This is a genomic window from Pantoea sp. B65, assembly GCF_047308185.1.
Classification (GTDB): domain Bacteria; phylum Pseudomonadota; class Gammaproteobacteria; order Enterobacterales; family Enterobacteriaceae; genus Erwinia.
This window is the reverse complement of record NZ_JAHXPU010000016.1, coordinates 199,986-215,395: the sequence shown is the minus strand read 5'-3', so window position 1 is coordinate 215,395 and position 15,410 is coordinate 199,986. Positions and strand designations below refer to the sequence as shown.

The 15,410-nt window shown below is 53.5% G+C and carries 14 protein-coding genes and 1 pseudogene; 6 read left to right on the top strand and 9 right to left on the bottom strand.

The features are described from left to right. Positions 1–96: 96 nt before the first annotated feature. Both bamC and dapA read right to left on the bottom strand, forming a co-directional pair. Positions 97–1,131 (bottom strand): outer membrane protein assembly factor BamC, encoded by a 1,035-nt coding sequence (gene bamC, locus JWF83_RS06375; RefSeq protein ID WP_413649358.1) that lies wholly within the window; start codon positions 1,129–1,131, stop codon positions 97–99. Between the two features lie 14 nt (positions 1,132–1,145). Further along, positions 1,146–2,024: a 4-hydroxy-tetrahydrodipicolinate synthase gene (gene dapA / locus JWF83_RS06370; RefSeq protein WP_413649357.1), complete on the bottom strand. Its 879-nt coding sequence runs from the start codon at positions 2,022–2,024 to the stop codon at positions 1,146–1,148. Between the two features lie 158 nt (positions 2,025–2,182). Here dapA and JWF83_RS06365 point away from each other — a divergent pair, with 158 nt between their 5' ends. Together JWF83_RS06365 and bcp are read left to right on the top strand one after the other, a co-directional pair. Further along, positions 2,183–2,776 carry a glycine cleavage system transcriptional repressor gene (locus JWF83_RS06365; RefSeq protein ID WP_413649356.1) on the top strand — a complete coding sequence of 198 codons (594 nt, stop codon included), beginning with the start codon at positions 2,183–2,185 and terminating at the stop codon, positions 2,774–2,776. Then, complete coding sequence (gene bcp / locus JWF83_RS06360; RefSeq protein ID WP_413649355.1) at positions 2,754–3,221, top strand: thioredoxin-dependent thiol peroxidase; 468 nt, start codon at positions 2,754–2,756, stop codon at positions 3,219–3,221. Before JWF83_RS06365 ends, bcp begins: the two co-directional genes overlap by 23 nt. A 55-nt stretch (positions 3,222–3,276) precedes the next feature. On the opposite strand, the gene JWF83_RS06355 is transcribed toward bcp, so the two are convergent. From JWF83_RS06355 to JWF83_RS06345, 3 genes and pseudogenes are all read right to left on the bottom strand, one after another. Further along, the gene (locus JWF83_RS06355) at positions 3,277–4,341 is read right to left on the bottom strand and encodes an AI-2E family transporter (protein WP_413649354.1); all 1,065 of its coding nucleotides are present in this window, start codon (positions 4,339–4,341) and stop codon (positions 3,277–3,279) included. 164 nt (positions 4,342–4,505) lie between these two features. Continuing rightward, positions 4,506–6,113 carry a sensor domain-containing diguanylate cyclase gene (locus JWF83_RS06350; RefSeq protein ID WP_413649353.1) on the bottom strand — a complete coding sequence of 536 codons (1,608 nt, stop codon included), beginning with the start codon at positions 6,111–6,113 and terminating at the stop codon, positions 4,506–4,508. Between the two features lie 270 nt (positions 6,114–6,383). After that, positions 6,384–6,986 (bottom strand): annotated as a pseudogene (locus JWF83_RS06345) (DsrE family protein). 925 nt (positions 6,987–7,911) lie between these two features. Between JWF83_RS06345 and JWF83_RS06340 the strand changes: the two are divergent. Together JWF83_RS06340 and arsC are read left to right on the top strand one after the other, a co-directional pair. Further along, on the top strand, positions 7,912–9,378 hold the full coding sequence (locus tag JWF83_RS06340) for a M48 family metalloprotease (protein ID WP_413649352.1): 1,467 nt from the start codon (positions 7,912–7,914) through the stop codon (positions 9,376–9,378). Between the two features lie 10 nt (positions 9,379–9,388). Continuing rightward, a complete protein-coding gene (gene arsC, locus JWF83_RS06335) occupies positions 9,389–9,736 on the top strand; it encodes an arsenate reductase (glutaredoxin) (RefSeq protein ID WP_413649351.1) in 348 nt (115 codons plus the stop codon). A gap of 6 nt (positions 9,737–9,742) precedes the next feature. On the opposite strand, the gene hda is transcribed toward arsC, so the two are convergent. The 3 genes from hda to upp form a co-directional block, all read right to left on the bottom strand. Continuing rightward, positions 9,743–10,444 (bottom strand): DnaA inactivator Hda, encoded by a 702-nt coding sequence (gene hda, locus JWF83_RS06330; protein WP_413649443.1) that lies wholly within the window; start codon positions 10,442–10,444, stop codon positions 9,743–9,745. Between the two features lie 135 nt (positions 10,445–10,579). Continuing rightward, positions 10,580–11,863, bottom strand: coding sequence for a uracil permease (gene uraA / locus JWF83_RS06325; RefSeq protein WP_413649350.1), 1,284 nt, complete (start codon positions 11,861–11,863; stop codon positions 10,580–10,582). 71 nt (positions 11,864–11,934) lie between these two features. After that, complete coding sequence (upp, locus tag JWF83_RS06320; protein ID WP_413649349.1) at positions 11,935–12,561, bottom strand: uracil phosphoribosyltransferase; 627 nt, start codon at positions 12,559–12,561, stop codon at positions 11,935–11,937. A 239-nt stretch (positions 12,562–12,800) separates the two neighbouring features. Here upp and purM point away from each other — a divergent pair, with 239 nt between their 5' ends. Then, positions 12,801–13,841: a phosphoribosylformylglycinamidine cyclo-ligase gene (purM, locus tag JWF83_RS06315; RefSeq protein WP_413649348.1), complete on the top strand. Its 1,041-nt coding sequence runs from the start codon at positions 12,801–12,803 to the stop codon at positions 13,839–13,841. Beyond that, positions 13,838–14,476: a phosphoribosylglycinamide formyltransferase gene (gene purN, locus JWF83_RS06310; RefSeq protein WP_413649347.1), complete on the top strand. Its 639-nt coding sequence runs from the start codon at positions 13,838–13,840 to the stop codon at positions 14,474–14,476. Before purM ends, purN begins: the two co-directional genes overlap by 4 nt. Before the next feature lie 138 nt (positions 14,477–14,614). On the opposite strand, the gene pstB is transcribed toward purN, so the two are convergent. After that, a complete protein-coding gene (gene pstB / locus JWF83_RS06305; RefSeq protein ID WP_413649346.1) occupies positions 14,615–15,397 on the bottom strand; it encodes a phosphate ABC transporter ATP-binding protein PstB in 783 nt (260 codons plus the stop codon). Between the last annotated feature and the right edge of the window lie 13 nt (positions 15,398–15,410).

Here is a 15,410-nt window from a genome sequence, read left to right as displayed (position 1 = left end):
GCTATACATCTGCACGGGCGGAAGTAATCCGTCCCCTGCGTCGACTAAATCGGTTGCAGCAATGAAAAAAGGCCGGAGTGCTCCGGCCCTTTTAGTTTACTTGCTAAATGCCGCCTGGAACACGGCGACCAGCGCATCGTTCTGCGACTGGGTCAGCGGATGTCCTTTCGGATCGATAAACTGCAGGCTACTGCGGTTATCTAAATCACCCACTTGCAGTTTGTAATCGCCGTTTGGCAACTCCGGATCTTTAGCGCCAAGATCTTCCCAGTGGCCGCTGCCCGGTGATTTATAGGTCACCGCCAGACTACCCTGCGAACGGTTGTTATCGGTCACTTCCATTCCTGCGCGTTTCAGTGCATCAGGCAAACGCTGCCAGACCGCATTGAAAGGTGCGCGCAGAATCAGATTTGGCAAACCGGTATCATCAGCGCCGCTCTGCACATCAATATGCGATACGCTGCGATTGGCGGCAGCATCTTCCTGCGCACTTTGGTTCTTGTCTAAACCGGTGCTGATGTCGTTAAGCATCTGCGCGGTATAGCGCTGAACCTGTACCGGGGCGGTGATGTCTTGTCCCTGCTGCTGCAACTGCAACAGACGCACCGTCAGAGCCTGCTGATAGCCCTGTTGCTGCACGCTGATCTGATAACGACCACGATATTGGTTATCTTCATCCGCGCGATTCCACTGTACCCAGTCGGTAGTCAGCTGCTGGCTGGCATCCTGACGATCGGCAATCGGGAACTTATACGACTGAACCACACTCACTACCTGTGACCAGATAGATCCGCTACGCCCATTTTCCAGCAGCAGCATGCCGGTATTGCCGGTAAACTGCGTGCGCGTACCGTTCACCAGCGCCAGAGGCTGGGCCGGTGGACGAATGTCGAGCTGTTTGCCAACCGCGCCATTGCTGGTGGTTGCCGCGATCTCATAATCACCATTTTGCAGCGGCAGAATGGTTCCTGCTGGTGCGGTTAAATCTTTCAGTTCGGTCGCCTGCAAATAAGACTCGTCACCGCTCACCTGACGCTTATAGCGCTGGTCGCTGGAACAAGCTGCAAGCAGCATCACCGTTGACAGTCCAACAACTTTCACTACCGTGGACTTCTTTACTGAGTAAGCCATCAAATCTCCCTAATTTACAGCAGACCCGCATGCCTGAGCGCCTGCTCGATAACCGGACGCCCCGCGTCGGTTAATGGCGTCATTGGAAGACGCAGCGTATCGGTTGCTATTAATCCTAATTTCTTCGCAGCCCATTTTACCGGGATAGGATTGGGTTCAAAAAATAACTTCTGATGCAGATGCATCAGGCGCTGGTTAAGGCGGCGCGCTTCAACAAAGTTGCCCTGCTGCGCTAAGGCGCAGAGTTCAACCATCTCACGGGCGGCAATGTTTGCCGTTACCGAGATGACGCCTTTACCGCCCAGTTGCATAAAGTCCAGTGCCGAAGCGTCATCGCCGCTTACCAGCACAAAGTCTTCATCAACCAGCTCTTGGATCTGACTAACACGAGATAAGTTCCCGGTGGCTTCCTTAATCCCGATAATATTTTTAATTTTGGCCAGACGACCCACGGTTGCCGGCAGCATATCGCAGCCAGTACGTGAAGGAACGTTATACAGCATCTGCGGCAGCGCGGTGCTTTCGGCGATGGCTTTAAAATGCTGATACAACCCTTCCTGCGTCGGACGGTTGTAGTATGGCGTGACGGTCAGACAACCGATAACACCAGAATTCTCGAAGCGTTTGGTTAGAGAGATGCCTTCCGCTGTCGCGTTAGCACCGGTTCCGGCAATCACCGGAATACGCCCATCGGCCAGCTCCAGCGTCAGCATCACCACATCGCCATGTTCATCATGGCTGAGGGTGGCGGATTCGCCGGTGGTACCTACAGATACGATCGCTTTGGTGCCGCTAGCGACATGATAATCAATCAGTTTTTTCAGACTCGCACGGCAGACATTACCTTTGTCATCCATCGGCGTAACGAGCGCAACAATACTTCCCGTGAACATTGGCCATCCCCTCCACAAACAAGTCCTTCATGGTACGTTTGACGGGCATTGAAAAGCAAGCAGACAAGGCCGCTGAGGCGCTTGGCAGAGGGTATTTTTTATGTTTACCTTAGGGTTATCACTATTGCTAATCACCATGACGGACAGGAAGTATCATTTTGCCGCAGTCACAGCAACATCATTTGGTCATTACCGCACTGGGCGTTGACCGTCCGGGTATCGTCAATACCATTACCCGCCATGTCAGCAGCTGTGGGTGCAATATTGAAGACAGCCGGCTGGCCATGCTCGGCGATGAATTCACCTTTATCATGCTGCTTTCCGGTAGCTGGAATGCCATTACGCTGATTGAATCGACCCTGCCGCTCAAGGGCGCGGAGCTGGAATTGCTGATCGTAATGAAGCGCACCAATGCCCGGGCACACCCACCAATGCCGGCTACGGTATGGGTGCAGGTGGAAGTCACCGACTCGCCGCATATCATCGAACGTTTCACCGATCTGTTTGATTCACATCAAATGAATATTGCGGAACTGGTGTCGCGCACACAACCTGCACAAGAAAATCAGCCGCCATTACTCTATATTCAGATTACTGCGCACAGTCCAGCCAGCCAGGACGCCTCATTTATTGAACAAGCGTTTAACAAGCTATGTACAGAACTGCAGGCTCAGGGCACTATTAGTGTCGTGAATTACCCACAGCATGAAGAAAAAATGGAGAGTAGTGATGAATCCACTGAAAGCCGGTGACAGTGCACCGAAATTTAGCTTGCCCGATCAGGACGGCGAACAAGTAAATTTGGCCGACTTCCAGGGACAGCGCGTGTTGGTCTATTTCTACCCGAAAGCGATGACACCGGGCTGCACCGTTCAGGCGTGCGGCTTGCGCGATAACATGGACGACTTGAAGAAATCCGGGGTAGAAGTGCTGGGTATCAGCACCGATAAACCGGAAAAATTGTCACGATTTGCCGAGAAAGAGCTATTGAATTTCACGCTCCTTTCCGATGAAGACCACCAGGTTTGCGAGCAGTTTGGTGTCTGGGGAGAAAAAACCTTTATGGGGAAAACCTACGACGGCATTCATCGCGTCAGCTTCCTGCTGGATGGCAATGGTAAGGTGGAAAAAGTGTTCGATGATTTCAAAACCACCAATCACCACGATATTGTGATGGACTATCTGAAATCAGAGTGATGCCTGCGGGCAGCGCGCAACACCGAACGGGAGCCGTCACTGGCTCCCGTTTTCATTACTCTTCGTCCACCAGTAAGCCGTCAGGCCAGGCGTGCACCACCGCTTTGACCAGCGTCGCCAGCGGGATGGCGAAAAATACCCCCCAGAAGCCCCACAGACCGCCGAATATCACTACCGAAAGAATAATCACTAACGGATGCAGGTTAACCGCCTCCGAGAACAGTACCGGCACCAGCAGATTACCGTCCAGCGCCTGAATCACCAGATAGACGATGAACATCGTCCAGAAATCACCGCCGAGCCCCCACTGAAACAGACCGACGCAGACCACAGGGATCGTCACCATCAGCGCGCCGACGTAAGGAATTAACACCGAGAAGCCAACCAGAACCGCCAGCAACAGTGAGTAGTTCAGACCAATGGCGAGAAAGCCTATCCAGGTAGCAATCCCGACCACCACCATCTCCAGCACCTTACCGCGGATATAATTGGTGATTTGCTGATTCATTTCGCTCCACACCTGCCCCGCCAGCCCGCGATTACGCGGCAATACCCGGCGCACGGCATTCAGCATCTGCTCTTTATCCTTCAGCAGGAAGAACACCATCAACGGTACCAGCACCAGGTAGATCGCCAGCGTCATCAAACCGACCAGCGATGCCAGCGAGTATTTCACCAGTGACTCGCCAAGGCCGGTCAGACGACCGCGCAAATTTTCCACCAGAATATCGATGATCCCCGCGTCCATCAGCGCCGGGAAGCGCTTCGGTAAGCCGGCGGCATATTTGTAGAGCTTCGTCAGCATGTTCGGCATATCGCGCGTCAGATTGATGCCCTGTTGCCAGACCACCGGCGCGACGACCAGCAGCACCAGCAGTAAAATACCGGCGAACACCAGCAGCACCAGCGTCGTCGCCCAGCTGCGCGAACACCCCATGCGTTCCAGGCGGACGGTGGGCCACTCCAGCAGATAAGCCAGTACCAGCGCCACCAGCAGCGGCGCCAGTAAGCCGCTAAAAAAGAATAAAATACAGAACGCGGCAACCAAAATGATCAGCAGCGCAATGGCCTGTGGATCGCTGAAGCGACGGCGATACCACTGTATTAACAATGCCAGCATGACATTTACTTCCTTGAGTTCATTTTGGAAAAGGCAGGATTGTACTTGAAAGGCGCGCTGAACAGAAAGGCAGCAGGCAGGTAAGCGCAATTTTTATCTCACCACAGTCGATTTCGGCCGGCAGAAAGGCGGCAGCCGGTTTCCGGCTGCCGGGTCGGTATTATTTAGCCATGCAGACGAGCCGGCTCCGTCAGCTGCGGTTGCTGTTTACCCGCTAGGATCACACAGTTGCGTCCGGCTTTTTTTGCCTGATACAACGCTTCATCCGCCAGTTTAAACACCTCTTCCATACTCTCCTTGTCGGGCTGCCACAGGGCAACGCCAACGGAAACCGACATGCGCCCCACCGCCGGGATCTCGGTCTGCACCACCTGCAGCCGCACGCGATCAGCAATACTTAGCGCCGTCTCACTATCCGCGCCGGGCAGAATCATTAAAAACTCTTCGCCGCCATTACGACACACCACATCGGTCTGGCGTGAACTCTCTTCCAGTTCACGGGCGATGCGGATAATCACCTCATCCCCGACGTCATGGCCAAAGGTATCATTGACCCGTTTAAAATGGTCAATATCCAGTGCCAGTACGGCAAACGGCTGGCGGGTGGTGAGAAAATACTCCAGTACCGCACTCAGACCCCGCCGGTTTAGCAAGCGTGTTAAGGGATCGGTTTGCACCTCAAATTTCAACCGGCCAATTTTATCCTGCAGAATACCAATCCCCGCCAGCATCGCGCGTTTGATCTGCGCCGCTTCAAAGTACCATGAGCGAATGCCATTGATCTCTTTTGACACCCCCTGGGTATCCATCTGACTGGCCTTACGCGCCAGTTGCCACAACGGTAAGGCAATCAGCCGCGCCAGAATCCATGCGGCAATCAGCGTCAGCAACGCGAACGGCACCGAATTTTTTAACACCTGCAGTAACAGACTGGTGAGTGGCTGCAGTGTGGTTTGAGTCGGCTTCAGCGCGACAATCATCCAGTCTGAAGTGGGTACCGTGGCGTAACCCGCCAGCATCGGTTCGCCATTCTGCGCGCTGATTTCCAGATAGCCATTAGGCCGCAGGTTTTTGACTTCGTCAGCGACCAGCGGCGCAATGGTTTTACCAATTAGCTTACTGTCCTGGTGATACAGTACCTGGTTCTGTTTATCGACCACATACAGCGAAGAGCCGTCACGGTAGTACTGTTCGCCGAGCAGTGCGTTAAGAATGCTTTTTTTCTTCAGATACAGCGTACCGCCAACGTATCCCAGATAGCGGCCAGTTTTCGACCAGATAGGGGTTGAGATAAATACCATCAGATTATTCGCCGCCGAGATGCCTGGCTGACTGATCATCGGTTTCCGCTCCGCCAGCGCCTGGCGCGACGTGCTGGTGGTCAGACGCATGCCCTGCAGCATCATGGACTCCGGCGATATCGACCGCACCCAGCCATCGGCATCAACAATTACCACCGAGTTAAAACTGTCGGTTTGCTCACGTAAACGATCGACTTCCTGCTGTAGTGAGTTCTCATTGTCGAGACCGCTGCTTAATACATTGGCGCTGTAAGCCAGCTGGGATTGCGCCAGCTGAAAGAAGATTTCCGTGGTGGCCGCCAGTTTGGTGGCATAAACCCGGTTCGACTCCAGCGTGGTATTAATCAGCAGACCACGCTGAACGCGCCAAGTCGCATACAGCGTATTGGCCAGGGTAATAACGATGCTGGCGATGGCGAGCAACGTGATCAGGGTGCGTAAGTCTGTCTTGGGCCACAGTCGCCTCAACATAGACTTACCTCGATTTTACTGAACATTGTGGTAGCGCCTTGAAATCAATTTTATAGTGCGCAATCTTATACGTGCGGCGTATGCCCTGGTTAAGCACCACGCAATTGTATTCCTCCGTTGGCTTTAACTGCAAATACCTTTAGCCGCCAGGCGAAATTTTTGATCATTTATTTCGCCGCTGCGGATAAATCGCATTTAAATATATTAGGTTGCTACAGATACCCCGCCCGGATATCAGGTTATCAGCCAGAGGGGATCACGGTTTGCCGCTTATAAGGGTAAAAAGGCGTAACCCTGATTTTCTAACGTTGCCACCGTCGTACCACTGAAAAGTGGTATGGGTAACCGATTTGTCTATCCAGTCGCGCTGCAGATGATGAAAGGCCACCGACTGGTCACAAATCGAGACTTCTACTCCGGCTTGTCTCAACTCAGCGATCAGCTTCAGGTTCGGGTTATCCACGCCATAAATCTTATGAAATTGCTGATTATTCAGTGCTGCCGGCACCGCATCGCTATTGATCGATACCACAAATTTCAGCTTGTCAACCGGTATCCGGCGGCCACATCCAGGTTGGTGACGCGCGCCACGCGCTCAAGCCCAGGATTCGGATTAGTCATCTCCCCTTCACTTCGGTTAATTTGAAAAACAACTTTATTACTTAGATCGCCGCCAGGTTTAAATGCAGCGGTATCCACATAATGTATTTTCCCATAACCGGGGATCGCTGGCATGCTCCAGAAATTGGCGGGGTCGGTTTTATCAGTAAAGCGATCGCTGATTTTATTAGCCAGCGCCGGAGCCTGGGTGATATTACCGCCGACAAAACCGGCGATGATTGCAATCAATACATAAGAGACAACAGGAGGTATAATCTATTCTCCTGATAGTAATTTAACAACCGATAAAAAGTTCATAGCTAACGGGAAAACCACATCGATTCTCTGCCGGTTTGGCTTAGTGAAATGCGATATTTTGTTCCGTCACCGCTCATTCAGCATCGCAGGGCCAGCATCAGCGCCAGCCGCTGTGCAGACGGCTCTGCCCCCCGGCGCACTCAGGCACCTTAGATTATGCTGACTAATTTATCTATATCGCAGCCTGCGGCTTTGAACTCTTTTTCCTGACATTGAGATGAAGTTAATTTACCTTCCTGCTGATAATAAGCATGCTTAAATATGAAGTTATTTTTTACCATAAAAAACCACAACTGCGATTAATCGCTGGACCTGCGATTTCATCCCCGCCCCCCTCAGCGACAGACTATCCCAGCCGGGGAATAACAGAGAAAATAGCGTCTGATTACTTTACCATGTTCCCTGGCACGCCAAAGATAAATTAAACCCTGGCACTAAATAGTCAGGTAAATATATTCCGCAGAAAAACAATTAATACCAGCATGGCGGCGTCAGTGGCAAAAGAAGAGGATTTACAGATTAAATACGCTGGATAAATCAGCGCATTTTTCAGCGGGACGGCAGTATATTTTTCGGAATTTACCCTACTAAACCGACTAAAGCATTCAATTTATCTGAATGAGTTTACAACACTTTAAAATTCTGCTGCACAGCTCAGGAGGAAAAAACCCAACCATCAGCACAATTTTGTTATTTCATTTTTGATTGATGTTCAGTTTTTTCCACCAACTCAGTAACGAATGCTGCCAGAGAACTCATTTCTTTCTCTGGCGGCACTCGCTAAACTAGCACCCTGAGTAAGGAACGTCTGCGCCGTGATAAAAGAACGTTTCATCCTGCAGTCTGTCAAAACTCTACTTTCTTGTTATGGGACTGATGTATGTTCAACCGGTTGAAGAAAAGTCTGGTCGCCACCTTGATTACCGCACTGCTGGCAGGCAGCGCGCTCCCTTCCCGGGCCGATAATGTGGCCGATTCGCTGCCGGACATCGGCACTACTGCGGGCGGAACGCTGTCGATTGACCAGGAACTGCAAATGGGCGACTTTTATGTACGCCAGCTGCGCGCCAGTGCGCCACTGATTAACGATCCGCTGCTCAATGACTATATCAATCAGCTGGGACAACGGCTGGTTGCCCACGCCGAATCGGTGCGTACCCCATTTCATTTCTATTTAATCCGTAACGATGAAATCAACGCCTTCGCCTTTTTCGGCGGTAACGTGGTACTGCACTCGGCGCTGTTTCGCTATACCGACAACGAAAGCCAGCTGGCTTCCGTGATGGCGCATGAAATCTCCCACGTCACCCAGCGCCATCTTGCGCGCGCAATGGAAGAGCAGCAGCGCAATGCGCCCCTGACCTGGGTCGGCGCCTTAGGCTCGATTTTACTGGCGATGGCCAATCCGCAGGCGGGAATGGCAGCCCTGACCGGTACCCTCGCCGGTACCCAGCAAGGGGTGATCAGTTTTACCCAGAATAATGAGCAGGAAGCCGACCGCATCGGCATTCAGGTGCTACAGCGCGCCGGATTCGATCCGCAGGCAATGCCCAACTTCCTGCAAAAACTGGCTGACCAGTCGCGCTTTGCTTCCAAACCGCCAGAAATTCTGCTGACTCACCCCCTGCCCGACAGCCGTCTGGCGGATGCGCGTAACCGCGCCAATCAGATGCGTCCGGTGGTGGTGCAGTCCTCGCAGGATTACTACATGGCGAAAGTGCGCGCTCTGGGCATGTACGCCACAGGCCGTAATCAGCTGAATGATGATCTGCTTAATGGCTGGGCGAAAGGTAATGTGCGCGAGCAGCAGGCAGCGCAATATGGTAAGGCGATTCAGTTTCTGGAAGCGAAAAGTTTCGCCGACGCCAAAAAAATTATTGAGCCGATGCTGGCCAGGCAGCCGGATAACGTCTGGTATCTGGATATTATGACGGATATCGATATCGGTCTGAACCAGGCGCCGCAGGCGATTAAACGCCTGAGCGCCATCCGTACCGCCAGCAGTAATCCGGTGCTGCAGCTAAACCTGGCCAATGCCTATGTCGAAAGCAAACAGCCAGCCGCCGCCAGCCGTATTCTCAATCGCTATACCTGGGCTCATCCTGACGACCCTAACGGCTGGGATCTGCTGGCGCAGGCATCTGCGGCGCAAGGGTTACGTGATGAAGAGCTTTCCGCGCGCGCCGAAGGTCTGGCGCTCACCGGACGTCTTGACCAGGCGATCACCACTCTTAGCAGCGCCAGTTCGCAGGTTCCCCTCGGCAGCCTGAAGCAGGCACGCTATGACGCGCGTATCGATCAGCTGCGTCATCTGCAGAAACGCTTCCGTCAGTATTCAAAATCATAAAGGAAAACAGATGGTTACCATTTATCATAATCCGCGTTGCTCAAAGAGCCGGGAAACTCTTGCTTTGCTGCAGCAGCACGGCGTAACGCCGGATATTGTGCTGTATCTGGAGACAGTGCCGGATATGGCTACGCTGAAAACGCTGCTACAGCAGCTGGGGATGAGCAGCGCGCGCGAGCTGCTGCGCAGCAAAGAGGAGTTATACCAGACGCTGCAGTTGGCAGATCCGGCGCTGAGTGAGACACAGCTGCTACAGGCAATGATCGCGAACCCGAAACTGATTGAGCGCCCTATCGTGGTGGCCAATGGTCAGGCGCGTATCGGACGTCCGCCACAGCAGGTGCTGGAGATTTTATAGTCGCCGTTACAGGTTGAGCGTCTCTTTCACAAAAGGGATGGTCAGTTTGCGCTGGGCGCTGATGGAGGCACTATCCAGCCGGTCCAGCGTGACAAACAGCGTACGCATTTCACGATCCAGCCGCTTCAGCAGAAAGCGGCCAACGTCTTCCGGCAGTTCAAAACCACGCAAATTGGCGCGCAGCTGTAGCGCCTGCAGCTTGTCTTCATCGGAAAGCGGTTGCAGCTTATAAATTTGCCCCCAGTCGAGACGCGAAGCCAGATCGGCCAGTTTCAGGTTCAGCTGACGTGGCGGGCGATCGCCGGTGATCAGCAAACGCGTCTTACCGGTTTCAAGAATACGGTTGTAGAGATCGAAGATCGCCATTTCCCATGGCTCGTCACCGGCAATGCACTCGATATTATCGATGCAAATCAGCGCCAGTTGTTCCATACCATCCAGCACTTCAGGGACGAACCAGGTGCGTTTATCCAGCGGCACATAGCCCACCGCTTCACCGCGGGCAGATAACTCGGCGCAAGCGGCGTGCAATAAATGACTGCGTCCGCCGCCTTCGCGGGACCAGAAATAGAGATAGCTGCCATGTTCCTGTAGCAGCGCGCCTTTAAGCGCAGCCAGCAGCGACGGATTTTCCCCCGGCCAGAAGCTGGCAAAGGTTTCGTCGTCTGGCAAATAGAGTGGCAATGAGAGCTGTGCCGGCGTGTTCAGAAGCACCTCAAGTGTGAACGGGCAGAAAACCGCAAAAGTTTATCACAACTTAGGGAATTAGTTGAAACAGGCGTACGGGCGGCATTAATACCGCCCCTGTCGACGCCGGGGAGCCAGTAATGGCTCCCCGGTCAATCAATGTGATGACTCTTCATCCGCATCGAGGATCACTTCTTCCGGGCGCAGCAGACTGATGACTTTAAAGATCAGGCTTAAACCGACGCCAACAATGGTCGCCAGCGCCATCCCTTTCAGCTCGGCCGCGCCAATATGAACTTTAGCGCCGCTGACGCCGATAATCAGGATCACCGACGTCAGGATCAGGTTTTGCGCTTTGTTGTAGTCCACTTTCGATTCAATCAGCACGCGAATACCCGAAGCGCCAATCACGCCGTACAGCAGCAGTGACACGCCGCCCATTACCGGTACCGGAATCGCCTGGATTGCCGCCGCCAGTTTACCCACGCATGACAGCATAATCGCCAGAATTGCCGCACCGCCAATGACCCAGGTACTGTATACGCGGGTGATCGCCATCACACCGATATTTTCACCGTAGGTGGTATTTGGCGTTGAACCAAAGAAACCAGAGAAAACGGTGGAAATACCATTGGCAAACAGCGAGCGATGCAGGCCCGGATCTTTCAGCAGATCTTTTTTCACAATACTGGCGGTGACCACCAGATGGCCGATATGCTCCGCAATCACCACCAGCGCAGCGGGCAGAATGGTTAAGATGGCATACCATTCAAAGCGTGGCGTATAGAAGGTCGGCAGCGCGAACCAGGGTGAATTATACACCGGCGTCCAGTCCACAATCCCCATGGCAAAAGAGAGCACGTAACCGACCAGTACGCCAATCAGGATCGGGATGATCGCCAGGAAACCACGAAACAGCACGGAACCGAATACCGTTACCGCCAGCGTCACCAGCGAGATAATCACCGTTTTGCTGTCGGCTGGCGCGCCATCCGCCGGCAACAGACCGGCCATATTGGCAGCAACCCCGGCCAGTTCCAGACCAATCACCGCCACAATCGCCCCCATGGCTGCCGGCGGGAACATCACATCCAGCCAGCCGGTACCGGCTTTTTTGACAATCATCGCCACAATACAGAACAGCGCGCCGCACATAATAAAACCGCCAAGCGCCACTTCGTAACCCAGTGGCAACAGCAGCAGTACTGGCGAGATAAAGGCAAAGCTGGAACCGAGGTACGCCGGAATTTTCCCTTTACAAATAAACAGATAGAGCAGAGTGCCAATACCGTTGAATAACAGCACCGTTGCCGGGTTGATATGAAACAGAATCGGTACCAGTACCGTAGCGCCAAACATGGCAAACAGGTGCTGGAAGCTGAGTGGAATGGTTTGAAGCAGCGGTGGCCGCTCACTAACGCCAATGGCGCGACGAGTCATGGTATCCCCTTGAGATGTTATTTTTGCCATAAAAAAGCCGACTCTGCGGTCGGCTTAATCGTTAAGTAAACTTATTTAGTACCAAAAATCTTATCACCGGCATCACCGAGCCCGGGAATAATATAGCCATGCTCATTCAGTCCCTGATCAACCGATGCGGTATACAGCTCGACATCCGGGTGCGCTTTTTCCAGCGCCGCAATACCTTCAGGAGCAGCAACCAGCACCAGCACTTTAATGCTGCTGCAGCCGGCTTTTTTCAGCAGGTCGATAGTCGCGATCATGGAGCCGCCGGTGGCCAGCATCGGATCCACCACCAGCGCCATGCGCTCTGCAATATTCGATACCAGCTTCTGGAAATAAGGCACCGGTTTCAGCGTCTCTTCATCGCGGTAAACGCCGACCACGCTGATACGCGCACTCGGCACGTTCTCCAGCACCCCATCCATCATGCCTAAACCGGCACGTAAAATCGGTACTACGGTAATTTTTTTGCCTTTAATCTGTTCGATCTCAACCGGACCATTCCAGCCTTCGATAGTAATTGTTTCCGTTTCCAAATCGGCGGTGGCTTCATAAGTCAGCAAACTACCCACTTCTGAGGCGAGCTCACGAAAACGCTTGGTGCTGACATCATGCTCACGCATCAGGCCCAGTTTGTGTTTGACGAGCGGGTGTTTGACTTCCACGATCTTCATTGGTGTTCTCCGGAGTGGTTGGCGGCAAAAAAAATCGCGGGATTATACCGCCTTTTTTTCCGTGCGCTATATGACTTAAGGCAATTAAAATCAATTCTCACCGCTTTGGCTAAGGATTGTCTAAAATTAAGCGATACGCAATGTCAGTTAAGATGGCACTCGCAAACGTTTGCCTGCGCTGATAGAATTGCCGCGCTTTATTTTCAAACCACCAACCGCAACCGCGTGGGGATTTCGCAGTGACCGATAAGACCTCTCTCAGCTATAAAGACGCCGGCGTAGATATCGATGCTGGTAATGCTTTAGTCGATCGTATTAAAGGTGTAGTGAAAAAGACTCGCCGCCCGGAAGTGATGGGTGGACTGGGCGGTTTCGGTGCCCTTTGTGCGCTGCCGCAAAAATACCGCGAACCGATTCTGGTTTCCGGCACTGACGGCGTCGGCACTAAGCTGCGTCTGGCTATGGATCTGAAACGCCACGATAGCATTGGCATCGATCTGGTCGCCATGTGTGTGAACGACCTGGTGGTACAGGGCGCTGAGCCACTGTTCTTCCTTGACTATTACGCTACCGGCAAACTGGATGTGGACACCGCAGCCAGCGTGATCACCGGTATCGCCGAAGGCTGCCAGCAGTCTGGCTGTGCGCTGGTTGGCGGTGAAACCGCTGAAATGCCAGGCATGTACCACGGTGAAGATTACGACGTGGCCGGTTTTTGCGTCGGCGTAGTGGAAAAATCAGAAATCATCGACGGCAGCAAAGTGCAGGATGGCGACGTACTGATTGCCCTCGGCTCCAGTGGTCCGCACTCCAATGGCTACTCACTGGTGCGTAAGATCCTTGAAGTCAGCCAGACTAAGCCGGAAACCGCGCAGCTGGCAGGCAAATCAATTGCCGATCACCTGCTGGAACCGACGCGTATCTATGTGAAAAACATCCTGAGTCTGATTGAGCAGGTTGATGTGCATGCTATTGCGCATCTGACCGGCGGCGGCTTCTGGGAAAATATCCCGCGCGTTCTGCCAGACAATACGCAGGCGGTGCTGGAAGAGTCCAGCTGGCAGTGGCCGGCAATCTTCAGCTGGATGCAGCAGGCAGGGAATGTCAGCCGTCACGAAATGTACCGCACCTTTAACTGCGGCGTGGGTATGGTGATTGCGCTCAGCGCGGCGGAAGCCGATAAAGCGGTGCAACTGATGACTGACGCCGGCGAAAAAGCCTGGAAAATCGGGGTGATCAAAGCGTCCGACTCCGCTGAGCGTGTGGTTATTAACGCATGAAAAAGATAGTCGTGCTGGTTTCCGGCAATGGAAGCAATCTTCAGGCCATTATGGATGCCTGCCAGCAGGGACGAATCAACGGCAGCATCGCTGCCGTTTTCAGCAATAAAGCCGATGCCTTTGGTCTGGAGCGTGCGCGTAATGGCGGTATTCCGGCTCATGCAATAGAAGCCGCGCAGTTCTCCGATCGCGAAGCATTCGATCGCCAGCTGATGCTGGAGATCGACGCCTATGGTCCGGATCTGGTGGTGCTGGCGGGTTATATGCGCATTCTCAGCCCGGCGTTTGTCGCCCGCTACCATCAGCGTCTGCTGAATATTCACCCCTCTCTGCTGCCGAAATATCCCGGTCTGCACACTCACCGTCAGGCAATTGACAATGGCGATGAAGAGCATGGGACGTCGGTGCATTTTGTCACCGATGAACTGGATGGCGGCCCGGTAATTCTGCAGGCCAAAGTGCCGATTTTTGCCGGTGATAGTGAAGATGAGGTGAATGCACGCGTTCAGCACCAGGAACACGCGATCTATCCGCTGGTGGTAAGCTGGTTTATTGATGGTCGTCTGACGATGCGCGATAATGCCGCATGGATGGACGGTGAAAAACTGCCCGCTGAAGGCCATGCCTTCGAATAATTCGTTTTCACCCTCAGCGTTGAGCCGGGCGGGAGCGCTATAAACAGCGCATCCCTTCACTGCCTCGCAGGCCTGAAGCCGGGGACAGCATGCGGTCAAATTAAACCGATTTCAGGCGACAGACAGCGACGATAAAACTCAGCCATACCTGCCGGTAATATAGTCTTCCGTACGCCGCTGTTGCGGTGCGGTAAACAGCGTGTCGGTTGGTGCGAACTCCACCAGGCTGCCGTTGTGCATAAAGGCGGTATAATCCGATACCCGCGCCGCCTGCTGCATATTATGCGTGACCAGCACCAGCGTGAAATGCTGCTTCAGGGTGGTCATCAGCTCTTCTATTACCAGCGTGGAGATCGGGTCCAGCGCCGAAGTCGGCTCATCAAGCAGCAGCACTTCCGGTTCAATCGCCACCGCCCGCGCAATGACCAGACGCTGCTGCTGACCGCTGGAGAGCGTCAGAGCATTTTGCCGCAGACTGTCCTTCACCTCACTCCAGAGCGCCGCCGCACGCAGCGCGCGCTCAACCGCCTCATCCAGCACGCGCCTGTCGCGAACGCCCTGCAGACGCAGGCCATAGACCACATTTTCATAAATCGATTTGGGGAATGGGTTGGGCCGCTGAAACACCATGCCAACACGGCGGCGCAGTGCGGAAAGATCGCCGGCAGAGTGTATAATCGACTGTTTTTCCAGCAGAATATCGCCTGTCACCCGACAGCCGTCAATCAGATCATTCATCCGGTTAAAGCAGCGCAGTAGCGTCGACTTACCACAGCCGGAGGGACCAATTAGCGCGGTAATGCGGTTTCTCGGCAGCCGTAAGGAGATCTCGTTCAGCGCCTGTTTCTCACCATACCACAACGACAGCTGCCGCAATTCCAGCGCCGTTTCTGCATCGGCAAAAGCCGCAGTTGCATCCATAACAGGTTCCACA